23 protein-coding genes are annotated in these 22005 nt (G+C 45.0%); 13 read left to right on the top strand and 10 right to left on the bottom strand.

Going from position 1 to position 22005, the window contains the following annotated elements; genetic code table 11:
• From IEY13_RS15455 to IEY13_RS15445, 3 genes are all read left to right on the top strand, one after another.
• Entirely contained in the window at positions 1-876 is an 876-nt protein-coding gene (locus tag IEY13_RS15455) for an NmrA family NAD(P)-binding protein (RefSeq protein WP_188953678.1), read from the top strand.
• An 80-nt stretch (positions 877-956) separates the two neighbouring features.
• On the top strand, positions 957-2309 hold the full coding sequence (locus IEY13_RS15450) for a serine hydrolase domain-containing protein (RefSeq protein WP_188953676.1): 1353 nt from the start codon (positions 957-959) through the stop codon (positions 2307-2309).
• A 33-nt stretch (positions 2310-2342) separates the two neighbouring features.
• On the top strand, positions 2343-3176 hold the full coding sequence (locus IEY13_RS15445) for an alpha/beta hydrolase (protein WP_188953674.1): 834 nt from the start codon (positions 2343-2345) through the stop codon (positions 3174-3176).
• Between the two features lie 21 nt (positions 3177-3197).
• Here IEY13_RS15445 and IEY13_RS15440 read toward each other — a convergent pair whose 3' ends face one another.
• From IEY13_RS15440 to IEY13_RS15430, 3 genes are all read right to left on the bottom strand, one after another.
• On the bottom strand, positions 3198-4013 hold the full coding sequence (locus IEY13_RS15440) for an alpha/beta fold hydrolase (RefSeq protein ID WP_229687882.1): 816 nt from the start codon (positions 4011-4013) through the stop codon (positions 3198-3200).
• Between the two features lie 198 nt (positions 4014-4211).
• On the bottom strand, positions 4212-4769 hold the full coding sequence (locus IEY13_RS15435; protein ID WP_229687881.1) for a dihydrofolate reductase family protein: 558 nt from the start codon (positions 4767-4769) through the stop codon (positions 4212-4214).
• A gap of 253 nt (positions 4770-5022) precedes the next feature.
• The gene (locus IEY13_RS15430; protein ID WP_188953671.1) at positions 5023-5262 is read right to left on the bottom strand and encodes an FUSC family protein; all 240 of its coding nucleotides are present in this window, start codon (positions 5260-5262) and stop codon (positions 5023-5025) included.
• 224 nt (positions 5263-5486) lie between these two features.
• On the opposite strand from IEY13_RS15430, the gene IEY13_RS15425 reads away from it, so the two are divergent.
• The 3 genes from IEY13_RS15425 (at position 5487) to IEY13_RS15415 (ending at position 7737) form a co-directional block, all read left to right on the top strand.
• Positions 5487-6509, top strand: coding sequence for an LLM class flavin-dependent oxidoreductase (locus tag IEY13_RS15425; protein WP_188953669.1), 1023 nt, complete (start codon positions 5487-5489; stop codon positions 6507-6509).
• 216 nt (positions 6510-6725) lie between these two features.
• Positions 6726-7313 carry a Crp/Fnr family transcriptional regulator gene (locus IEY13_RS15420; RefSeq protein ID WP_188953667.1) on the top strand — a complete coding sequence of 196 codons (588 nt, stop codon included), beginning with the start codon at positions 6726-6728 and terminating at the stop codon, positions 7311-7313.
• A 61-nt stretch (positions 7314-7374) separates the two neighbouring features.
• Positions 7375-7737 (top strand): DUF4406 domain-containing protein, encoded by a 363-nt coding sequence (locus IEY13_RS15415; protein ID WP_188953665.1) that lies wholly within the window; start codon positions 7375-7377, stop codon positions 7735-7737.
• Between the two features lie 60 nt (positions 7738-7797).
• Here the strand turns inward: IEY13_RS15415 and IEY13_RS15410 are convergent, their stop codons facing one another.
• The 3 genes from IEY13_RS15410 to IEY13_RS15400 all read right to left on the bottom strand — a co-directional run bounded on the left by IEY13_RS15410 (position 7798) and on the right by IEY13_RS15400 (position 11422).
• Complete coding sequence (locus IEY13_RS15410; protein ID WP_188953663.1) at positions 7798-9219, bottom strand: hypothetical protein; 1422 nt, start codon at positions 9217-9219, stop codon at positions 7798-7800.
• A gap of 135 nt (positions 9220-9354) precedes the next feature.
• On the bottom strand, positions 9355-10731 hold the full coding sequence (locus IEY13_RS15405; RefSeq protein ID WP_188953661.1) for a hypothetical protein: 1377 nt from the start codon (positions 10729-10731) through the stop codon (positions 9355-9357).
• Between the two features lie 4 nt (positions 10732-10735).
• Complete coding sequence (locus IEY13_RS15400) at positions 10736-11422, bottom strand: hypothetical protein (RefSeq protein WP_188953659.1); 687 nt, start codon at positions 11420-11422, stop codon at positions 10736-10738.
• A 133-nt stretch (positions 11423-11555) separates the two neighbouring features.
• Here IEY13_RS15400 and IEY13_RS15395 point away from each other — a divergent pair, with 133 nt between their 5' ends.
• From IEY13_RS15395 to IEY13_RS15385, 3 genes are all read left to right on the top strand, one after another.
• Complete coding sequence (locus IEY13_RS15395; protein ID WP_188953657.1) at positions 11556-11936, top strand: DoxX family membrane protein; 381 nt, start codon at positions 11556-11558, stop codon at positions 11934-11936.
• An 18-nt stretch (positions 11937-11954) separates the two neighbouring features.
• On the top strand, positions 11955-12269 hold the full coding sequence (locus IEY13_RS15390) for an ArsR/SmtB family transcription factor (RefSeq protein ID WP_188953655.1): 315 nt from the start codon (positions 11955-11957) through the stop codon (positions 12267-12269).
• A 517-nt stretch (positions 12270-12786) separates the two neighbouring features.
• Positions 12787-13521 (top strand): helix-turn-helix transcriptional regulator, encoded by a 735-nt coding sequence (locus tag IEY13_RS15385; RefSeq protein ID WP_188953653.1) that lies wholly within the window; start codon positions 12787-12789, stop codon positions 13519-13521.
• A 21-nt stretch (positions 13522-13542) separates the two neighbouring features.
• Here the strand turns inward: IEY13_RS15385 and IEY13_RS15380 are convergent, their stop codons facing one another.
• The 3 genes from IEY13_RS15380 to IEY13_RS15370 all read right to left on the bottom strand — a co-directional run bounded on the left by IEY13_RS15380 (position 13543) and on the right by IEY13_RS15370 (position 17459).
• Positions 13543-13911, bottom strand: coding sequence for a hypothetical protein (locus IEY13_RS15380; protein WP_188953651.1), 369 nt, complete (start codon positions 13909-13911; stop codon positions 13543-13545).
• Positions 13912-14140: 229 nt separating this feature from the next.
• A complete protein-coding gene (locus IEY13_RS15375; protein WP_188953649.1) occupies positions 14141-15790 on the bottom strand; it encodes a polysaccharide lyase in 1650 nt (549 codons plus the stop codon).
• Positions 15791-16031: 241 nt separating this feature from the next.
• A complete protein-coding gene (locus IEY13_RS15370) occupies positions 16032-17459 on the bottom strand; it encodes a S41 family peptidase (RefSeq protein WP_188953647.1) in 1428 nt (475 codons plus the stop codon).
• Positions 17460-17541: 82 nt separating this feature from the next.
• Here IEY13_RS15370 and IEY13_RS15365 point away from each other — a divergent pair, with 82 nt between their 5' ends.
• The 4 genes from IEY13_RS15365 (at position 17542) to IEY13_RS15350 (ending at position 20521) form a co-directional block, all read left to right on the top strand.
• The gene (locus tag IEY13_RS15365; protein WP_188953645.1) at positions 17542-17991 is read left to right on the top strand and encodes a GNAT family N-acetyltransferase; all 450 of its coding nucleotides are present in this window, start codon (positions 17542-17544) and stop codon (positions 17989-17991) included.
• A gap of 84 nt (positions 17992-18075) precedes the next feature.
• Entirely contained in the window at positions 18076-18852 is a 777-nt protein-coding gene (locus tag IEY13_RS15360; protein ID WP_188953643.1) for a 4-hydroxy-tetrahydrodipicolinate reductase, read from the top strand.
• A 105-nt stretch (positions 18853-18957) separates the two neighbouring features.
• On the top strand, positions 18958-19554 hold the full coding sequence (locus IEY13_RS15355; RefSeq protein ID WP_188953642.1) for a Crp/Fnr family transcriptional regulator: 597 nt from the start codon (positions 18958-18960) through the stop codon (positions 19552-19554).
• Positions 19555-19627: 73 nt separating this feature from the next.
• Entirely contained in the window at positions 19628-20521 is an 894-nt protein-coding gene (locus tag IEY13_RS15350) for a DMT family transporter (protein ID WP_188953640.1), read from the top strand.
• Between the two features lie 58 nt (positions 20522-20579).
• Here the strand turns inward: IEY13_RS15350 and IEY13_RS15345 are convergent, their stop codons facing one another.
• Positions 20580-21959: a hypothetical protein gene (locus IEY13_RS15345; protein ID WP_188953638.1), complete on the bottom strand. Its 1380-nt coding sequence runs from the start codon at positions 21957-21959 to the stop codon at positions 20580-20582.
• Positions 21960-22005 lie beyond the last annotated feature (46 nt).

The following is a 22005-nucleotide window of genomic DNA, read 5'->3' as shown; positions in this document are numbered from 1 at the left end:
ATGAAAATAGCAATTGGAGCAGCTACCGGCAACATAGGCAGCAAAGTAGCCACCCTGCTGGCACAGCAGGGGCATGAAACCATTTTATTAGGCAGAAGCGCCGAAAAACTACAGGCGCTGGCCATACCCAATGCTGTAATAGCTACAGCAGATATTGCTGATGCAACAGCGATAACAGCCGCCACACAAAACGTTGATGCCCTTTTCTGGCTTGTTCCACCCGGCACTACTGCACAAAGCTTTCAAACCTGGTATCAGGATATAGCTGCAGCAGGCGCAGCAGCAGTAACAGCCAATTATATACCCAGGGTAGTAACCGTTTCGTGCATTGGTGCGGGCGCAGCACCCGACCTGGGCACTGTAACGTATGCAGCCTACCTGGAAGAAGCATTTAATAACACCTCAGCCAGTGTGGTACATTTACGCCCCGGTTATTTTATGGACAACTTTTTATTACAGCAAGCCGCAATAGAACAGGGCTACTTCACATTCCCTTATGCCCCCGACCACGACATTCCGTTTATCAGCAGCGAAGACATTGCTGCAGTGGCAGCCGGCTATCTGGCAGATAACAACTGGAGTGGCAAATGGACGCGTAACCTGATGGGCCCCGCCAACATTACGCCGGAACAAGCGGCCGGTATATTTACAGAGGCCCTGGGCAAACCAGTGGTTTATCAACGGCAAAGCAATGAAGAACTGCAAAACCAACTACAGGCGTTTGGGCTAAACAAGGTTATGACCCATGAAATTATGCATCTGTACGCAGCCCTGGGCGATACCGACGGCGTATATGCTACCCCACGTACGGCAGAGGCGTATACTCCTACTACCCTGCGGCAATTTATTCAAAACCGCCTGTTAACCCAATCATAATGGGTTAACGGGTTGCGGGTACAGGATTTGAGCACTTATTTTCAGTAAATTAGTTCAAAAAAGACCGGTATTTGCCACATATGAATAAACGTATCTTAACCATTGCAGGCCTTCTGATTGCTATAGCCTCTTATGCACAAACCCGTGAAATAGAAAAAAAGCTCGATAACCTGCTGGCCAGCTATTTCACCGCATCGCAACCCGGCTGCCAGTTACTGGTAGCCAGGCACGGTCAGGTCATTTACCAGAAAGCAACAGGCAGCGCTGATCTGGAATTAAATGTTCCGCTGAGCAGCAACATGGTTTTTAACCTGGCTTCTATCACCAAGCAGTTTACAGCCGTGGCTATTTTGCAGCTACAGGAAAAGGGTAAACTTTCCGTGTACGACAGTTTACAAAAATATATTCCAGACTTCCCTTCAAAAGGACACAAGATTACCATTGAACATTTACTTACGCATACCTCAGGCATTAAAGACTACTTGCAGCTTAACTATTCAGCCAGGAATATGGAGCGGTGGGATTTTACGCCTCAGGAACTGATCGACAGCTTTAAAAACCAGCCACTGAGCTTTACACCCGGTACCAGATATTCTTACAGCAATTCAGGTTATTACCTGTTAGGGTACATTATTGAAAAAGTAACGGCCACCCCCTATCAAAACTATATACTGGATAGTCTGCTACATCCACTGGGTCTTACGCATACCGCTTTTGACATCAATGGCAATATTATTCCAGGCAGGGTGCATGGCTATTCTAAAGAAGGTACGCGTTTTAAAAATACCGACTATTGGAGCCCGACTATTGAATACGCGGCTGGAGGCCTGATTTCCAATGTAGCCGATTTGCTTACATGGCACAAAGCCCTTTATGCTTACCAGGTGCTGAAAAAAGAAACCTTACAAAAAGCATTTACGCCTTTTAAACTGGCCGATGGCACCTCAACAGACTATGGGTACGGTTGGTACGTAAAAACAAGCAACAATATTCAATCAATAGAACATCAGGGCGGCATGATTGGGTTTAAGACCAATGAAATATATTACCCTGCCGAAGACGTGTTTATCGCCATTTTGTGTAACAGCGATGCCGTTGGCATAGATGAATTGTCTGCCGATATATCGGCTATCGCAATCGGAAAGCCATTGCAGAACGATGTAAAAGTAGCCCCGGAAATTCTTGAAAAATATGTAGGTTCCTATAAGTTATCTATAGACACCAACAGAACCATCACCATACAAAAAGCCAATGACCGGCTCATTGCCATCATTTCACCAACACAAAAACCGCCTTTGCTTTTTACATCAGACACCCATTTTGAATTTAAAAACATGCTGGGCATCAGCGGCGATTTTGTAGTGGAAGCAGGAAAGGTTGCGAAATTCTATATTAACCAGAATGGACGTTATGAATGGATAAAAACGAAATAACACAACCTGTTTCGTATTATTTTAGCAGTATTCATGCGCAAAATGATTGTACAGATACTTGTTATACTCACCGCACTCTATATCGCTGTATGCGTACTGCTGTATTTTTACCAGGAGAAACTGATTTTCTTCCCGGAGCAACTCCACAAAGACTATCGCTTTCGCTTTAACCAACCGTTTGAAGAAATAAACATTGCCACGCCAGACGGCGCAACGCTCAACGGTTTGTTGTTTACCACCGGTGGCCCCGCAAAAGGTCTGATTTTCTATTTACATGGCAATGCAGGGTCCCTCGCATCCTGGGGCGATGTAGCACCCACCTATACCGCATTGGGATACGATGTGTTTATAGCTGATTACCGGGGCTATGGCAAAAGCGAAGGCACTATAAGCAGCCAGGCGCAACTGTTTCAGGATGTACAAACCGCGTACGACACTTTGAAAAACCGTTATGCTGAAAAGGATATAACGGTACTCGGCCACTCCATAGGCACCGGTCTTGCCGCCCACCTGGCTGCCACCAACCAGCCCAGACAGTTAATTTTACTGGCGCCTTATTACAGCCTTACCGATATGATGCGCCATAAATATCCGGTAGTACCCACCTTTATCTTAAAATATAAGCTTGCCACCTGCCAGTATCTACCCCATTGCAAAATGCCTGTTATCATTTTTCATGGCGATAAAGACGAAGTGATATACTATGGATCATCTGTTAAGTTGAAGCAAAGTTTCAAACAGCAGGACACGCTGATTACCTTATACGGCCAGGGACACAATGGCATAACAGAAAACCCGGAATATCAAACGCATATAAAAAGAATACTGGATCCTTTTAGTTGTCAGGTACCACAATCCCCGTTATAATAACACGTTTGGGCAGGCTATTTATTGCAGAAAACTATCCAGATAAGCGCATATTATTTTCGTCTGCTTCATCAGGCTTACATGGCTTTGATTGGGCACAATGGCCAGCTGCGATTTGGGCATGGGCTGCATATCAGCAGCAACTCCCCCGCCTAACAGTTTGTATGTTTTGGCCAGCTCTACCTTATCCATGCCATCATTGTCGCCCGATATAATCAATACGGGGGCAGTTATTTTAGCTATGTTTTCGTCACCCAGATTAAATGGTTCTCCGGCGTGGGCCATCATCTGTTCCAGAAACGGTATCCATTTTGTTTTATCCGGCGCTACCGCATCATAGGCCGTTTGCAGTGGTGAATTGGCAAAAAACTCCGGCTTCATTTTTTTGAATACACTGCTTATTTCAGGCACCCAACCTTCACTTTTATACACAGAAGAAATGATAACCAGATTCCTTAGCCGTGCAGGGCTTTGAATAGCAAACTGATAAGCAACCTGGCCACCAAAGCTATACCCTACTATATCCGCACTATCCACTTTCAGGTAATCCATTACTTTTTCCACATCGCTGGCTAAAGTAGCACGGGATAATTTTCTATCAGAATAAGGTGTATGGCCATGCCCCTGCATTTCTATAGCAATTACTTTTCTTGTTTTTGCCAATTCAGGTATCAGCTGGCTCCAGTTCATTTCAATAGTATAATAAGCGCCATGTAACAAAACAATAGGCTTACCCTCACCGTATACTTCATAATACACCTGAATACCGTTGGCGGGCGCGTACCCACTGGCGGCAGGTTTAATTTGTTGTGCATTGGATGTAGATGCTGCGGTCATAATAATTGCAATTAGTAGTAATTTAAAAACATTTCTTGTGTTGAACCTGGTTTTCATAAAGCTGCTCAGATTTGATTGGTGAGTGACCATACAAAAATGGGGGGCTTTTCAGAATTCTATACAGTGCAACAAAGACATCTTTAGGGGGAAAATAAGACAAACGCCCTTATGTAAAGGCGTAACGCTTTCCTATAGCAATTACCGCTTCACATAATGATGCGCCACACATCCCGATTTAAAAACAATCGTATCAGCCAGCTGTAAATTCAGCTTTTCCTGAAGACTACCTGCATCCAGCAGCCGCCTTCCACTGCCCACTATTACCGGATGAATTACCAGTTGAAACTCATCAATAAGGCCTGCTGTTATCAGTTCCGGAAGCATACTTACACTGTCTACTGAAATCTTTTTGCCGGGTTGTTGCTTCAATGCCTGTAGTGCTTCTGCCGGGTTACTGCGGATAATCTGTGTTTGTTCGTCTGCACTGTCCAGTGTGCGCGAAACCACCACTCTGTTAATGGATATCAGTTTTTCGGCAAACCGGTTTTCAGCTGCCGTTCCAGACCGGGCTTTTGCCACCTCCTCCCAATAGGGAAACATCATCTGATAAATAACGCGGCCGTAGAAAATCAGGTCAACATCATCCATTGTGCCTGTAAAGTAATCCATCAGCGCTTCATCAGGATTACCTATCGTATGATCGCAATAGCCATCCAGGCTGATGTTCATGCAAAACGTAGTGGTTCTCATTTTCATAGCTATAAAAGTAACGGATGTATTCACCTTTACAGGGGCGGTATACGACAATTATAAGGGCTTTTAAGTCAATAAGGCATCGAAAGTTGTAATTTCAGGGTATACTACCATGTCAAAAAAGAAAGATAAAAAGAAGGAAAAGCGCAGAGAGAAAAAGAAGAAAAAGAAATGCTGCGAAAAATATCTCCGTGGCAAGCAATGTGGCAGCTGTCCGCTCCGGTAATCAGAAGCCGGCAATGGGTGCCGGCAATGCTTATTTCAGGTTCCTTTCTTTCAGCAGTCTCTCCAACTCCGCATATTTAGCCTTATTCTTAGCTGCTACAGGTATATATATCACCGGAAGAAAAGTGAGTAAACCAAAGCCATTTCTAACCGTACTGTAAACAGCCACGCCAATTAAAAAACCAAAGATAGCTGCATCGTACACCCTGGTGGTTTTGCTTTTTTTAGCTTCCTGCAGCAACGCTTCGTTGCCTAATTCTTCAGGTTTCATATCTGTAATATTTTAAAGTAGTGCGTATTGTTTGCTTTTCCTGTCCAAATTACGTGTAAAAAAAGCGTTAAAACACTTCTGCACAGAAAACTACACCATAGTGTAGCCGGTTACCATACCCATATCAGCAGCATCTGATCCTAAGCCTGCACCTGCCAGGCAACCGCGCTACAACGGTAATCATTATCTTTACCATGGATATTTAACACATGAAAGGAGGCGTTATGAAGAAAATAGGATTTTTATCATTCGGGCATTGGTCCAATCATCCGGCCTATAAAACGCGCACAGCGGGCGATACACTGCTTCAGTCCATAGATCTGGCTGTTGCTGCGGAAGAAATAGGGTTAGATGGTGCGTATTTTAGGGTACACCATTTTGCAGCGCAACTGGCATCCCCTTTTCCATTGTTATCGGCTATCGGCGCCAGAACAAGTACCATTGAAATTGGCACCGGCGTAATTGATATGCGGTACGAAAATCCGATGTACATGGTGGAAGATGCAGGGGCGGCAGATTTAATTTCGCGGGGGCGGTTGCAACTGGGCGTTAGCAGAGGGTCGCCGGAACAGGTAATAGATGGCTGGCGCTACTTTGGTTACGAACCGGCCGCGGGAGAAACGGATGCCGAAATGGGCCGCCGTAAAACACTGGAGTTTCTGGACAAACTGAAAGGAGGAGGTTTTGCTACCCCTAACCCCTACCCTATGTTTCCCAACCCACCGGGTTTGTTAAGGCTGGAACCACATTCGCCCGGACTGCGGGAACGCATCTGGTGGGGTGCTGCTTCTAATGCCACAGCAATATGGGCTGCCGAAAACGGAATGCACCTGCAGAGCAGTACGCTTAAATTTGATGAAGGCGGTAAACCTTTTCATATACAGCAGGCAGAGCAGATACGGCTGTACAAAGAAGCCTGGAAAAAAGCAGGGCACCAGCGGGAGCCGCGTGTATCGGTTAGCCGGTCTATTTTTGCGCTGGTAAACGATCAGGATAGGCTTTACTTTGGGCAGGAAGCTAACAGAACCGACAAAATAGGCTACATAGAAAGCGATAAACGCGCCATTTTTGGAAGAAGTTATGCTGCTGAACCCGATCAGCTGATAAAAGAACTGGCTGAGGACGAAGCTATTCAGGAAGCAGACACGGTTCTTTTGGCCATACCCAATACTTTAGGCGTTGAGTACAATGTTCATGTGCTTTCGTCTATTCTACAACATGTTGCACCAGGCTTAGGTTGGCGTTAAAAAGTACTAACCAACCCGCAATAACGGATAAATCAGGCAACAGACAGCCTGCTTCCCGCAAAGGAGCAGGCTGTTTGCTGAGCGGTAATGCTGCTCCATTCAGCAGCGCATACAAATTACTGAGTGGCGTAGCCGCTACATTCTCCATGTTGTGTGAACGCGCAGCTTCATCCCGTCAGAAATGCTTTAGTTATCTTTGCTGTCATTCATCATTACATGAGCATACATACTCCCATTCTACATAATTTACAAAAACACATAACGCTAACAAAAGCAGAAGAAGATCATTTTATCTCCATTCTTACTTATAAAGAAATCCCTAAAAAAACAACCCTGCTGGCCGAAGGTCAGGCCTGTAACCAACTCAGTTACGTTCACTCCGGTGCATTACGGTCCTATTGCCTTGACGAGAGCGGTAAAGAGTCTACTATTATGTTTGCTATGGCAGACTGGTGGCTTACAGATATGTATTGCTTTCTGAACGAAAAACCCAGTATGACGTTTATTGAAACACTGGAAGACAGCGTTGTATTCAGCATCAGCAAACTGCATTTTGATCAGTTATTCCATACCATTTCCGGCTTTGAACGCTTTTTTCGCATACTGATGCAAAACGCCTATACAAGGGAGCAACTGCGCACCATAGAAAACCTGACGCTAAAGGCAGAAGAGCGCTATTATCGTTTTCTGAATAAATACCCGCAAATGGCAGGTAAACTAACGCAGAAACAAATTGCCTCTTACCTGGGCATTACGCCGGAGTTTTTAAGCAACATCCGTAAAAAACAGCTGGGCAAACAATAACTTAAACTACTTTAAGCCTAAAGTGCGCAATTCTGTCTTTTTTCGCAGAAATCAAACGTTCATGTTAATACTTATAGCCGGCCCCTATCGCAGCGGAACCAATGATGATGCTGTACTGATGAAACAAAACCTGGAAAAGCTGGAATCTGTTGCCTTGCCCTTGTTCAGAAAAGGACATATACCTTTTATAGGTGAATGGATGGCCCTGCCGTTAATTAAGCTGGCCGGCTCTCAACAACCTGGCGATAAAGCGTGGGAAGAAATTCAATACCCCATAGCACACCGCATGCTGGAAAAATGCGATGCAGTACTGCGGCTGGAAGGCGCTTCTAAAGGGGCAGATGAAGATGTAAAAAAAGCCCGTGAGCGTGGGTTGCCTGTGTATTACAGTCTGGAGGAAGTGCCGGAGGCATCAGCCCGGTAACATTATAAAAAGCACGCTGTTCCGCAAACGCGAAACAGCGTGTTTTTTTACAATGCATTGTTATTTCTTCTTTTGTTGCTGGCTGGCTATATATGCCGCCCAGCCCGTGGTATCAATATTTCCCTGTATTGACCATGCAAAATCCAGCAGCAACTGGTTTTTAAACAATGAGTCGTTTACGCTTACATAACTGTTACCCACATACGGTGTATTAGAATTATTGCTATTGAACAATGAATCAGGATTAGCCGTGGCCATTCTGTGGCAACTCATACAGTTGGTTCTGACACCTGCGTAAGAATACACTTTTTCACCTTTTGCAGTAGCGATGTAACTGATGGAATCGTTAAATACGCCGGGCCCAAAGCCAGCTTCCAGGTAAGGGTTAAAAGCATAGTTAGGCTTTCCGGTTACATTGGTTCCGGAATAAGGTTCTTTGGGGTTAACCATGTAGTAAGCTACCGTCATAGCATAATGCCTGGCAGCGCCTTTTAAGGCTGCAGGGCGCAATGCGGCTATAGCTGGCGAGCTGGGCGCCGGTGGATTATCCGCATCCGGTGCCCACCAGAACGATTGCCAGGTCCAGTTGGTTATTTCGCGTGTACCCACGTGCATGGCCACCAGTATTACCACATCGCCTGCTTTGGCATCCCATTTATTACCGCTGTTTTCAGTAAACTGCTTATTAAAGTAATAAGCATCTTCCGCATTCAGCCGGTAATGTATAAAATCGTTCAGCGGGTAAGTATTGCTATCCTTTATGGTGTTGGTAATATCTACATTAACATAGGTACCCCAGTCTTTTTCGTGATAAGACGCCAGCGAGTCAATAGGCCCATGCCAGGTGGCTATGCTAAACACCTTCTGGCCAGAGGTAGCTGGCAGCAATTTAAATACCGGCTTAATGGTAATGGCGTTGTTGGGAAAAAACGGAATTTGCGTACGTTGCTGTGTGGCAAATGCCTTCAGGGCAGTAGCCATAAATATCTTCTGTTGTATGGCAAAGCTGGAAGCAGCGGGGCTGTAAGAAACGGACTCGTGTATGCTATCGTTTATAGACTGCTGCACCTGCAGGGCACTTCCAAAATGTGTTAACTGATGTGGAATTTTAAGATTGGTTCTGTTTGAACGCTTTAGAGGTATGCCCTTGATAGAGTCAATCATTTCTTCCGGGCTAAGCCAGGTTTCGTACACCCGCAACGGAATACTATCGCCTTTTGTGTTTTCAGCAGTAAACGACGTAATACCCGTCCAGATGCCCCAGCCATGCAGATAAATACTATCGTCTTTCGACTCGCTGATCCATTTGTTCAGCGTAGTGGAATCCTGCGGAAACTGAAACCCCGGAATAGCCAAAGATGCAGGAAAATCAACCGGCTTAACAGCATCGTAAGTAAACTCAGGTTTATCACCACTATCATTACCTGTGCAGGCTGTGGCACAGAGCATTAATCCCAGAACGGGATAAATAAGGTTTTTCATTTTGTTGAATTGTTTAGGAAAGATCATAAACATTCCGTAACAATTCATCCCGGTTTTCCGGTATATTAAAGCATTTACAATAGCCGGAAACTGGCCCCTTACATAGAAAGCAGTTTCCGGCACCTTACCGGTTTTCTATTGAAACATACCCGCCGACCTGCCGAATTCTCTGGCGCAGGCAGAAAGGTCAGGCAATGTTATCATATATACATAGTGCATATTACCCTGCTGGTGGTATCTGCATACCCAGCAACTTTGATGGTAGTAATACATAACACCGTTGCTATCCTCAGCAAGTATTCTGGCGCCTTCTTTCAGCAGGCTTTCACGAACATCCTGTATAGAAGTTTTTAAACTGCTGTTTTTAAGGCTGTATAAGCCACCACGTGCTGTTTCCGTTGGGCTGGCATCTTTGTCGGCAGTATCCTTAATGTTATAGAGCCGGCAATCAGGTTTGTCACTGCTAAAACTCAGTTCTGGTGTTAGTTCCAGCGAAAAAAAGTTTTCATTCCATACCAGAAAATCTGTAACCTCGTATGCAGTGGGTAACCGTAGCTGAAGCGTACCGGCTTTTACCGTCCGCTGGGGCTGGTTGTAAGTGCCACCGGCATTGTAAGCTTCCAGGCTTATGGCACCGACTGTATCTGTAGTGGCGCTCCTGAAAGGGCCTACATAGGGTGAAATATCTTTTAACTCCGTTTGTCCGCTGCTGACCATATTATAGTATACATTACCGGCCTGTATGCTGTTGCTTAACGCATATCCTGAAATGCCCGTTTTCTTTTCCTGCCAGTCATAGTAAGCCGATGTGTTCAGTTGCAGCATACCTTCTTTCAGCAGCGGATGCAGGCTCTCCTTCTTCAGAGAATCATTCCGGTTAAAGGCTTCTTTATAAATGGTGAATGCTGCTGTAAGATCTTTATTCTGTTTATCTATTGCTTCGTAGCTACCTGTTTGCGTTTTTACCACCAGGTATCTGTCTGCAGGCAGCGCCAATGCCAGGCCCTCTAACTTAACTTTCACCTGGCTGGTGTTATCGGCAGCAGCAGGCATGGTAACCGGCGGATGCTTTTTAACAGCATCTGCTATGTATTCCTGCAACTTTTTTCTGCTGGCATCTACCTTTTCAAGAAAGGCGGTTTTATCATCAGCCACTCTTTTACATACAATAAAAGCAATGTTACGGCTGTTGTGGTACACCAGTATCTTTAACTCGCCTCCTACTATTCTGGCTTCAATATGCCGTTCTTTTGAAGGTTCGCCCTCTTCCTGCAGCAGAGAATTGCCCAGCGGCCGTTCAGGCATCTTAGATGAATAGGTGTCGTAATACCATAAGGCTTTCTTATCCTCATCATACAGTATATGATCCAGATTGGAAAACTGGTCTAACGCCACTTCAAAAAAAAGTCCTGTTTTCATCAGCGGTTTTACTCTTTCAATTTTCCAGTACGATTCACCGGCAAACAGCATTATCGGAGTCAACACGAGCAGGCTTACTATCAGTTTTTTCATAGCGTTATTTGCGAATATCAGGGTTGTTGAAATAATTATATTCTTCAGCATGAAATGCAGGATCAATGCCATTGTAAATGGTAAGAACACCATTACAGCCATCCTGGGCTACACCATTGCGCGTGTGTCCGGATTTGTTTTCAAATTTTTCGTTTTCTATCGTTAGCCTGATAGTATATGGCGCCTTTTTCCATACATATACATTGCCTTCAAAAGAATCTTCTTTTACCTTTCTCTCCTTGCCAAACTGTTGGGTAAGCGCTTTTTTAAGGTTCAGCACATCTTCATCTTTAAAAACACCGGCTTTCGCTTTGCCTTTCGGTCCATCGTTTCCCAGTTCCGCAACCACAATCAGCGGGGTGCCGGTTTTATCTACTATAAAACGGGGCGATTGCAGCGGTATTGAAAGGCAGGATACCACTGGCTGTATCTCTTCCTGCTCCCAGTTAATACTATATTCCGGTTCTATAACCGTCATAACAGTGTCCGGCAATTTCTCACCATACAGTTTAATACTATAGTTTTCATTTGCCTTTATCTCATATTGCTGAAACAACATGTTTTTAGAGGAAAAAATATCGTGCGGCTTCTGCTTCAGTAAATCCAAAAGAGAAAGTGTCTGGCCTTTGGTGGAGCATCCGGTAAGCATTACAAGGCATAGTGCAAAACAAACGGTATAGGTTATACGCATGAAGTTTGGGTTTTAAGGAATATGAACGCACCAGGGTAGCAAAATTAGTGCCACCGGAATAATAATTTTGAGAAACCAACCAGTTGCACATACATTTACAACCAGTTGATTGCACCACATAAACAAACAAAATATGAAAGCTAAAATTCTTTTTGTGTTATGCCTCCTCTCCGGCCTTATGTATATCAATGCAGGCCTGGATAAATTTTTCCATTACATGCCTATGCCTAAAGACATGCCTGAAAAAATGGTAAAAGCAGGTATGGCCTTTATGGAAATAGGCTGGCTGATGCCGCTGGTGGGTGCAATAGAAGTACTGGGGGGCGCTTTGCTGATTTTTAAAAGAACGCGCGCGCTGGGTGCATTGGTTATATTACCCATATTAGCGGGCATTCTGCTGACTAATATTACCATGGCGCCATCCGGACTGCCTATTGTAGCCGTGTTGATAGCTATTGAACTCTGGGTTATTGCTGATAATTGGGAAAAATACCTGCCCATGGTAAAAGCCTGATAACAAAATAAGATTTGTATGAGAAGAGATATTTTTCAGGCCATTGCCGACCCTACACGCAGGGCTATTATTGCTTTAATTGCGGTACAGGCAATGACACCTAATGCCATAGCAGAGCATTTTGATTCAACCAGACAGGCCGTATCCAAACATCTGAAAATACTAACGGAGTGCGAGCTGATTAAACAGGAGCATCAGGGCCGGGAAATATACTACCAGCTTGAAATAGAGAAGATGAAGGAGATAGATAAGTGGCTGGAACAATTCAGACAAATATGGGAAAGCCGCTTTCAGCAGCTGGATCAGCTATTGGCCACCATTCAAAAAAAATAATGATGCAACACAATCTGCAGTTTGATTTATAGCCGACAAATGAGCTGCTATCGGAGCTGAACAAATAAAAGCATATACAACAAAGCCCGCGAAACAGATCGTGGGCTTTTACTTTATTCACCTCCGTTGTGGGGGCTATAGTTTTGTACTTGCCTGTACTTTTTTAAGCTCAGCAACTTCTTTCAGATTTAACCTCACGGCATAAACCCGTTGTTCTTAGCTAAAGCTCCCTGGTGTAAAGCGCCTTCGGAACTTGCGCCCTATAGATGACCTGCATGCCTGACACACAAAAAACCCGCCGGGCAAAGCCGGCGGGCAGGTATCGTCCGTTATTATTAAGGGTTAATAGGGCTGTTAATAAGTTTTCAACAGTACGGACTAGCAACGGCTTTTCAGGGGATAAATCCGCAGGGTTCTACCCCATTTGAAGCATATTGCCGCACAAAAGTAAATTGAAGTATCTTTGTTTAAACTGCGACTTTTCACAGTTGACTGGTATTTCTAAATTTAATCCTGCATGCCCCATCAATCCGACCCTGCCTACGGCCAATATAGCCGTATGTTCATCAGTGACGTACCTGCCGGCCCCGCGGGTGCGGTGCCAAGGCCCGAACTGCTGCGTTTTGCCGAGGAAGCCATTTACATTTATTCGTTTGCCGAAAGCCGGATGGTATATGCCAATGGCTGGAAAGAGGTACTGGGCTATGAAGACGCCGAAGTAAGTCTTATACAGTTGGTGAATGCCACCACCCCTGAATTTGCCCCTTTCTCAAACGACCTGAACGACAAAGCCATCCAGTTTTTACACAGTAAATCTGAAAACCTGGAGCAATACAGTTTTTCCATAGAGCTGAAGAAGTTTCACAAACTGGGCCATACCGTACCGCTGCTTTGGCGGGTAGGTGTATACAAAACCATGGGAGGAAAAGTAGTGGAAGTTATTGGCCGTGCCCAGGTAAACCATGCGCTGAAGTTTGGCAAGGTGATGAAATACGCTACCTATGGGCCAGCGGACAAGGTGGAATTTGAAGAAGAACTGAACAAAATTCTGTTTCAACACCCCGCCGTAAGCGAACGCGAAAAAGAAGCCCTTGCGCTGGCCTCGCAAGGATATTCGTTTAAAGAAATTGCCGCCCTGCTGAACATATCAGAATCGGCCGTGGAGAAACGGATACGGCCGATGTATAAGCGGTTTGATTGTAAGAGCCTGAGCCACCTGGTGAAGTTTGGGATAGAGAATGGGATAATATAAAGTATATGCCTGCATTTACTATTACCTTCCACAAGTGTCTATTTGCATTTTTGAGATAAGTAAAGAGTCTATTGGTTTGTCTAATAAAATCCTTGCAACTTGGGGATCAGGAGGATAATATTTCAATAAAAATTTATCACCAACTACGGGTTGCGGCTTTTGAGTACTGATTGAAGCAGAATTTTTATAAGTCACCTGGTTGACACAATACTGATAGTCCGCATCCGGCCCCCCTTCTGCCGGGTAAGATATCCGGTAAACTGTGGCTATAGTAAATCGCCTATTTGATCTTAATTTACCATCATCAAAAACGTATCTTTTTACTGCTAAAAAAAACATCAAACAAACCATTAAAACTGCTGCAATTCTGTTAACCCAAACCATTGCCATAGACCTGTTTTGTTATCAAATATATCCTGTTACATAACAATTCAATAACCGAATTCCCATGTTCCCCTATTCAAACTGTTTTAAGGCCTCACGTGAAATACTTTTTGTGAAACCAACCAGTTGATTGCGCCAGATAAATAAACGTTGGATGAGCTGTTGCTGGAATTGAATAAACAAAAAAGCCCCTCCCTAAACAGGGAACGGCTTATACCTAATATAACAAAAACTATTATTTCGCGCCTTCTGCGGGCGTTACACGCCTGATATCAACTACACTGTTCAGATACACTTCAATGTTGCTGTAACCACCACCGTTGGCGGCAATTTTGGGTGCATCGCTGGCATCTTTGGGGTTAAGGCCATGTGCCTTTTCCCAGCTGTCTGGAATACCGTCGTTATCACTGTCTTTATAAGGCGTGCCTTTGTATTCCGGATAACCGCCTACCTGGCTGATGTCTGATATAATGCCTTGCTTATAAGAATCTACCGGCAGCCTGCGTTTAATAAACTCGCCACCTTTAGGAGGCTGTGCATTTTCACTGTATACAATTTTGCCGGTTCTCACCTCTTCCACTACACGGGTATCTACGGGGTCGCGCTTAGGTAAAATAGCCCCTGCGTTAGCCAGTACGTAGCTGTAAGCATCTTTTGTATCTATCATGGCCAGTTTGGCAATAGGAAAGGGTGTGTTTACGCGAATGCTGTCGAGATATTTTCCTGCATCGGGCATATCTTCAATCTGTACACCACCGTTCCAGTTGTCTTTCGTTACTGCTTCATTGCCTTCTACAATATTGCCATGTACATAGGCTTTACCGTATACCGATTTTTTATCGGGGCTGCGGCCCGATTCAGGCTTCAGAATGCGGTAACTGATAGGCTTACCTGCCGGTGTAATAGGTCCGGGCTTATAATAGTTGTTGATGAAGTTGTAAAGTGACTTATGATCGCCGCCATCTGCAGAGCGGTTCCACCAGTTGAAGATGACGTTGTTTACAAAACCAAAATCACCATCCATACCTACCGAAGGGTTGCGGGCAATGTTATTGGCCCACAGGTTACGCATAAACGTGCTGTTATGGCCGCCAATAGTGCTGCCAAAAGCATGGTTATAGGTATCCAGCGCTTCTGAAAAAATAGAGTTTTGAATGGTAATGTTTACCACGGGCAGTTTGGCTTGCTTTTGCCCATGGCGGTCGTACACGTGGCGGTAAATGCTCATGTTTTCATCCAGGCCCCAGCTGGCAGATACGTGGTCGATAATAATATTACCTACCGGGTTACCCCCCAGCCCATCATCACGGCGTAACACATTGGTAGCCCCTCTGCGAAAACGCATATAACGTACAATTACATCGTGCGTATCAATCCAAACTGATTCGCCTGCTATACAAACCCCATCGCCCGGTGCAGTTTGCCCGGCTATAGTAACATAAGGTGCACGAATGCTTACCGGTGTTTTCAGCTGAATAATACCTGCTACGTTAAACACTATAATACGTGGCCCGCCCTGCTCACACGCTTCGCGAAAGCTGCCGGGGCCACTATCGGCCAGTGTGGTTACCACAAACACTTTACCGCCTCTGCCACCGGTGGTATAAGCACCGCCGCCTTCTGCACCGGGAAAAGCAGGCAGACTTGCCTGTGGCAGATCAGATGGGTTGGCTGCCCATGGTATATACGGCTTGCCGTTCTTTTCATCTCTTTCAATAACAGGTAATGCTTTTTTCCAGGCTTCGTCGGATAGCTTTTTAGAGGCACCCAAAGCAGAATCGCCTTTCGCTTCCAGATCATGCGGAATGGTAGGATACTGTGCCTGTGCAGTAATTGCCATCATGGCGCTGCAAATGCCCACAGCCATCATTACACGTTTGTTCATGTATTGTTATTATTTAAAGTCAGAAAGTTATCCTGTTACGGGCCTGGCAAATAGCCCCGGCAAGCTGTTATAGTTATAAAAGCAGTTTCCGCAATCGTGAATAAGTACACCGTAAAATTAGGCAGGCATAGAAAGGTTACAATGTCACATTTTTTTATACTGATGGATTATCTTACTTTTTGTAAAACGGCGGTGCGGCTGCTTTTAATAACCTAATAATTCCGGCATTTCACCTCATAACTTACTTTCCCCGCTGCCGTATGTGCTGAAGCACTACCTCCATTGTGGCATCCTTCTCAGAAGCACCCGCCTGTACCGGAACATCCGGTAACGTACCGTGTCCGTAGTTTTTATCTGCAGCAACCGCATTGTAATAGCCCTGTAATGGCACTGTCAGCTGCAGGCGGGTAGGCGCAAGGGAAGTATGCGGCATCATGCCGCTGCTATTGCCCTGGTAGCCCCCACCTGTTTCCTCACCAAAGAATACAGCCTTATGATGATGAGACAATATAGCTGCCACATCTGCGCAGGATGACATACAGAATCCGTTTATCAGCACATATACCCTGCCCTTATAATTATGGGGGGCCGGCCGTTGTACTTTATAAAAATCAAATTCTCTTGTCAATCTTCCTTTCAGCCAAAGCCATTCACCGTTTTTATATACAGGCTTCCGGTAAAACAGTTTCACAATCCCCTTTACCTCCCTGGCTATGGAGTCTGTTACCACAATCCTGTCCCAGTAGCGGAATGCGGTATCAAAAAAGTACCTGCAAAACAAGGCTGCATTCGCATCAGACCCACCGGTGTTATCGCGCAAATCCACCACCAGATCAGGAATATGCTGTTCCTCCAACGTAGTAAACGTTTTCTTCATAAAGCTGCTGAATTTCTGCCCCGCCGCTTTTATATCTGACGCAGCAAAACTGTGTACCGTTAAAAAGCCGGTGTTGTTTTGCACCGTAAACGCAAGCTGCTTTTCAGGAACAGGCTCTTTTAAAAACCCATTCCCCGCAAGAGCAGTGTAGCTTTTGCCAGCCATGGTGTACCTGTATTTAATGCCCCCGAGCCGTACTTCTATTTTATAACTATCTGTTAGTTGTATCAGATTACGGTAAAGCAAAGGAAACAGATGGTACACAGCACGGGCAGGTAAAGTCTCGTTATACCCATCCGTAGCAATAGCAGGCAGTATTTCCGCCAGCAGGCTATCCACCGGCCTGCCATTGATGGCCACTATTTCACTACCCATATGTATGGTGCTGTCTCCTGAAAAGTTTCTGCTGATATAAAGATGGCCATTTATTAACTCCACCTGTAAAGGCAGCAGATCCGGCAGCTGATTTAACGAATCGGTATACGATTGTGGCAGGCTTACATCGGTATGCAAACATCTTACGCGGGCAATAAACGGCTTTAGCTTCCTGTATACCTCCAGCTCTGACAAAGAATCAGTAATAGTACTTTTCAATGAATCAACATACCGGTCAAATACTGCCTTCTGCGTGTACCGGTAAGTACCCGGATGTTTCCATACCAGCTCCTGATAAGTGTCTGATAACAGTTGCTGAATGGCCGGGGCGCTGAACATTGGCGTATGAGATGCTTGGGCTAACGCGTAATTGTTCAGCAATAATAAGGTTAAAAAGTAAAGCAGTATAGGTCGCATTTTTCTTATTTGGAGCATAAATTAGCGCATTAAACAGGTGTAATACCCGAAAAATTTGTTAATAAGTATCAGCGGCAGATTTATGATAACCATAGAAAAATATACAGACGCCAGAAGAGATGAAATACTGGAAACCTGGGAGCAGTCCGTTCGTGCTACGCATCATTTTGTAACACCAGAAGATCTGGAAGAGATCAAAGAACTGGTACACACTATCGACTTCAAACAGTTGCAGGTGTTTTGTCTTATACAAAACGGTAAGCTTGCCGGGTTTATAGGTGTAGCAGCATATAAAATAGAAATGCTGTTTCTGCATCCGCACCATATAGGCAAGGGTTATGGTAAAAAGCTGCTGCAATATGCTATACACCAGCTGGCAGCAGACAAGGTAGATGTAAACGAACAGAACCTGCATGCGGTAAATTTCTATCGCTATGCAGGCTTTGAGGTGTATGAAAGAACAGAAAAAGATGATCAGGGGAAAAGCTATCCGCTACTACGCATGCAGTTAAAGTATGCCGCTGCACTGTAAACAAAGTGTTATCAATAGCCGAGAAAGCCGCGCCAATGGCCGCAGGAATTGTATTATAAGCCTCTGCCCCCTATCTTAGCGGCTATGAAGAAAATAAGAGCAGGCTTGCTCGGCTTTGGAAAAACAGGTAGTCTGGTAGCAAAAGAGCTACTGAACGATGCCCGTTTCAGCCTTAGCTGGGTAATCAGGAAGTCGGGTCATGAAACTGAGAAATTTGCCAGCAGGTTGTTGAACTTCAGTCACAACGCTGCCCCGTTTTTTGCGGCAGATAAAATTGGTAACAGTTTTCACGACGATCATCCTGTAGACGTAATTATTGATTTCTCCGGACCTTCAGGGCTTTCATTGTACAAAAAACCCGCTGAAAAGGGTATCAAAATTGTTTCGGCCATATCTAAGTATGAGCCCTCACAAATTAAACAGATACAGGAGTATGCCCATCAAACGGCCATCGTACACTCCCCTAACATTACACTGGGCGCTAATTTTCTGATAGTAGCTTCCCGCTTACTACGGATAATAGCACCACATGCAGATGTGGAAATTGTAGAGTCGCATTTTAAAGGCAAACCCGAAATATCCGGCACCGCCCTTAAAATGGCAGATGCACTGGGTTTGCAGGAAGATAAGGTACACTCCTTACGCGCAGGTGGTATAGTAGGTAAACATGAAGTGGTGTTTGGGTTGCCCAATCAAACCATACGACTTATACACGAAAGCATTAACCGCTCCGCGTTTGGGCAGGGTGCCATTTTTGCAGCGTTATGGCTGCAGGATAAACGCAGAGGCTTATTTTCTATGGAAAATATATTTGCCAATATTCTGGGCGATTCTTCCTCGCAGGAATTTGCTATGGATTAGCAGCATTGCTGTAAAGCATATGTACAAAAAAGTGGCTGTACCCATACCGGATACAGCCACTTTGTATTTTGGGCCGTATAATACCGCTATCCTATATTTAACAGCATGAACAGGACCGCAATACTCAGCAGCTTTTTTAAGGCTACACAACCTTACTATACCCTGGAGCCCGGTACCATTGCTGCAATGGAAAAACTGATACGCCTGAAGGAAGTACCTGCAGGCACTCACTATCTGCAGGCTGGTGAGGCCCCTGTGTTTATCTCTTATATTTATCAGGGCCTGTTCTCCTACTATCACCAGTTTGAGAATGGCGATACTGTTATTAAAAAGTTCTTTGCAGAAAACAGCTTCATGGCTTCAACCAGTGCATTGGTACTGCAAACAGGCAGCAAATATTCCATAGAAGCACTGGAAAAAAGTATAGTGGCTGAATTCAGCTTTCGTGAATTCAAGCACCTGATGCACAAACATCAGGACCTTGCCTTTTTCTGGATCAGCTATCTGGAAACAAACTGGGTGGCTGGTAAAGAAGACAGTGAAATAACCCATAAATATCTTACTGCACAGGCCCGCTATCAGCACTTTCTGCTTACCGAACCGCATATTGCCCGCCGTTTACAACAGCAGCAGATTGCGGCTTATCTGGGCATTACCCCCACACAGCTCAGCCGTATAAAAAAGGCTATACCTAAAAAATAACAACTACCGCTCAACATATGTAAAGCGCCCCTGCCCACATCCGCTTCAATTTTGCGCGGTTAAACCGAAGCATATGAAGAAGCTGAAAGGAATTGTTTACATAGCCGTTGGCGCTGCCAGTTATGGCATACTGGCCACTTTTGTAAAAGTGGCCGGCAAAGAAGGATACACTACCGCCCTTATAACCTTTGCACAGTATATAACCGGTTTTGTGGTGCTGGCCCTGGCAGATACATTACGTAAAAAGCAACTACCCGCCTCCGCTACCCCACCGGGCAAAAACGAAACATGGAAGCTGATTGCAGGTGGCACCTGCCTGGGCTTAACCAGTACATTTTACTACTTATCGGTACAATACCTGCCGGTATCCGTTTCTATCATTCTGTTAATGCAAACGGTGTGGATAGGCATACTGGCCGATTGTATCCGCAGCAGGCAATTGCCCCGTGCAGGCCAGTTAGCCGTAATAGCTATTGTACTAACCGGCACAGCACTGGCTACCGGCCTTACCCATGCAGAGGCACAATGGAACCTGAAAGGTTGTGTATACGGACTGCTGGCAGCGGTATGTTATACCGGATCAATGTACGCTGCCAACCACATTGCCCCGCAACAGCCTTTGTTTTACCGGAGTAAACTGTTGGTACTGGGTGGCATGCTGGCAGTTATCGCCTTCTGGAATATCCATATTATACAGGAGTTTCAGGCGGGTGTGTTTACATGGGGCCTGCTGCTGGGTTTGTTTGGTACCATACTGCCGCCGCTGTTATTCAGTAAAGGCTTTCCTTCCGTTGGGCTGGGCCTGGGCAGTATATTGGCTGCAATAGAAATACCCATATCTATTGCAACGGCACATTGGGTATTGCACGAAGCCGTAAGTGGCCTGCAGATAGTGGGGTGTATTATTATTCTGGCGGGTATTGCCGCACAACACCTGCGTATTCCGGCATTATATAGAAAGCATTAAACCTGGCTGTTTAGCCGTTATTGTAAAAAACAAAGCCCGCTTGCTGCGGGCTTCTGTATTATTTTTTTGCTTCCAGTACTTTAATTCTGTCTTTCATTTCCTGCATATCCTTGTTCTGTTGAATGATATACAAGGTAAGCTCCTCTATCTTCTTCAGCAGCAAAGCCTGATTATCGCCAATATCTACTCCGTTTTTGTTTACCGCTTCCGCAGACGGCACGTCCGGCAGGTGTTTGTTTTGCTGAATGTATTGCGCTACCTGGTGCAGCGGTTTTAACTGATAAGATGAGTCGAATACATAGTCGGGCCAATTGGTTTGTGTAACCGTTATTTTGCGTGTTTTAATGTTACCGTTCACATTCAAATCGCTTTGGGCGTTGGTCTCGCCAATAGTCACCTTTCCGGAAAATGCTCCCGTGCCTCTCACATCCAGTTTATAAACAGGTGTCATTGTTCCTATTCCTACATTGCCATCGTCTTTAAATGTTACCCTGTTAGCGCACATTCCGCCGGTAGTACATCCCAGGTTGTCGTACGACCAGAACTGCAGGCTATTTCCATAGGCCCCTGCCATATTAAAAATAACCCATCTGCTTGCAGCACCGTTTTCGGTTTTGGCCGGGTTTCGTAATTCTATACGCCCACCGGTATTCGGATCAGAAATATTCGACACAATTTCGCCCCTTATCATGGCATTACCGTTTACATCCAGCTGCGATTGCGGATTTTCATTATTTAACCCTATAAAGCCGTTGCTTCTGCGAATAAATAAAGGTGCTCCTAAAGCAGTTCCCGCATCCGTCCATCTGACAACCCGGAAGTCAAAGCCAGTATTGCCGGTGCCGGTTTCGGAATTACTTATCCCCAAACTCCATCTGTTCAGATTACTGGTATTACGGATGATATAAGGAGATGCGCCAGCCGCATTCGAACTGCTTATTGTTCCATTTACATCCAGCTTATAAGCAGGAGCATTGGTGCCCACTCCCACATTTCCATCTGCCCGTACATACAACAACGAATTAGCTCCCGCACCACTCACTTCAGGAGCAGTTACATTGTTCACCACATTCAACGCATAATAGCTGGGGCTGTTACCTTTAACACCAAACGACGGACCGTAATACTCCCCTGCCAGAAAAGCAGCAGTTGTGTTGGTATTGCCGGCAGAATATAAATGCAATTTATAGATAGGCGACCCACTGCCCATACCTATATTACCATTAGGCAACAGCACTACCGAAGCGGTGTTGTTAGCAAAAAGAGATAAGGGGTGATTAGTAGTGGTACCCAATACAACGCCCGAACTTCCATAACTGTACATAGAAGACACCGTGCCATTGCCTAATATAATTGATCTGTCGGTGGTATTGCCCTGTGCAGTTACCTGCTGAAGAGTTGGTATTATTTGGCCATTAACAACGGGGGATAACAACAATCCTGCTGATAAAAATCCAGTATTTTCTTTGCATAAAGGTTTAGTG

Source organism: Filimonas zeae (genome assembly GCF_014641615.1).
GTDB lineage: Bacteria > Bacteroidota > Bacteroidia > Chitinophagales > Chitinophagaceae > Filimonas > Filimonas zeae.
Note: the sequence above shows the minus strand (reverse complement) of the source record. Positions and strands in the feature narration are given on the sequence as shown.

Excerpts from the sequence above, each read along its gene's own strand:
- IEY13_RS15455 (WP_188953678.1), top strand. The coding sequence starts at position 1 with ATGAAAATAGCAATTGGAGCAGCTACCGGCAACATAGGCAGCAAAGTA.
- IEY13_RS15385 (WP_188953653.1), top strand. The coding sequence starts at position 12,787 with ATGCCCCATCAATCCGACCCTGCCTACGGCCAATATAGCCGTATGTTC.
- IEY13_RS15450 (WP_188953676.1), top strand. The coding sequence starts at position 957 with ATGAATAAACGTATCTTAACCATTGCAGGCCTTCTGATTGCTATAGCC.
- IEY13_RS15440 (WP_229687882.1), bottom strand. The coding sequence starts at position 4,013 with ATGACCGCAGCATCTACATCCAATGCACAACAAATTAAACCTGCCGCC.
- IEY13_RS15370 (WP_188953647.1), bottom strand. The coding sequence starts at position 17,459 with ATGCGACCTATACTGCTTTACTTTTTAACCTTATTATTGCTGAACAAT.
- IEY13_RS15390 (WP_188953655.1), top strand. The coding sequence starts at position 11,955 with ATGAGAAGAGATATTTTTCAGGCCATTGCCGACCCTACACGCAGGGCT.
- IEY13_RS15380 (WP_188953651.1), bottom strand. The coding sequence starts at position 13,911 with ATGGCAATGGTTTGGGTTAACAGAATTGCAGCAGTTTTAATGGTTTGT.
- IEY13_RS15435 (WP_229687881.1), bottom strand. The coding sequence starts at position 4,769 with ATGAAAATGAGAACCACTACGTTTTGCATGAACATCAGCCTGGATGGC.
- IEY13_RS15400 (WP_188953659.1), bottom strand. The coding sequence starts at position 11,422 with ATGCGTATAACCTATACCGTTTGTTTTGCACTATGCCTTGTAATGCTT.
- IEY13_RS15360 (WP_188953643.1), top strand. The coding sequence starts at position 18,076 with ATGAAGAAAATAAGAGCAGGCTTGCTCGGCTTTGGAAAAACAGGTAGT.
- IEY13_RS15420 (WP_188953667.1), top strand. The coding sequence starts at position 6,726 with ATGAGCATACATACTCCCATTCTACATAATTTACAAAAACACATAACG.
- IEY13_RS15365 (WP_188953645.1), top strand. The coding sequence starts at position 17,542 with ATGATAACCATAGAAAAATATACAGACGCCAGAAGAGATGAAATACTG.
- IEY13_RS15430 (WP_188953671.1), bottom strand. The coding sequence starts at position 5,262 with ATGAAACCTGAAGAATTAGGCAACGAAGCGTTGCTGCAGGAAGCTAAA.
- IEY13_RS15355 (WP_188953642.1), top strand. The coding sequence starts at position 18,958 with ATGAACAGGACCGCAATACTCAGCAGCTTTTTTAAGGCTACACAACCT.
- IEY13_RS15445 (WP_188953674.1), top strand. The coding sequence starts at position 2,343 with ATGCGCAAAATGATTGTACAGATACTTGTTATACTCACCGCACTCTAT.
- IEY13_RS15410 (WP_188953663.1), bottom strand. The coding sequence starts at position 9,219 with ATGAAAAACCTTATTTATCCCGTTCTGGGATTAATGCTCTGTGCCACA.
- IEY13_RS15395 (WP_188953657.1), top strand. The coding sequence starts at position 11,556 with ATGAAAGCTAAAATTCTTTTTGTGTTATGCCTCCTCTCCGGCCTTATG.
- IEY13_RS15415 (WP_188953665.1), top strand. The coding sequence starts at position 7,375 with ATGTTAATACTTATAGCCGGCCCCTATCGCAGCGGAACCAATGATGAT.
- IEY13_RS15405 (WP_188953661.1), bottom strand. The coding sequence starts at position 10,731 with ATGAAAAAACTGATAGTAAGCCTGCTCGTGTTGACTCCGATAATGCTG.
- IEY13_RS15425 (WP_188953669.1), top strand. The coding sequence starts at position 5,487 with ATGAAGAAAATAGGATTTTTATCATTCGGGCATTGGTCCAATCATCCG.
- IEY13_RS15350 (WP_188953640.1), top strand. The coding sequence starts at position 19,628 with ATGAAGAAGCTGAAAGGAATTGTTTACATAGCCGTTGGCGCTGCCAGT.
- IEY13_RS15375 (WP_188953649.1), bottom strand. The coding sequence starts at position 15,790 with ATGAACAAACGTGTAATGATGGCTGTGGGCATTTGCAGCGCCATGATG.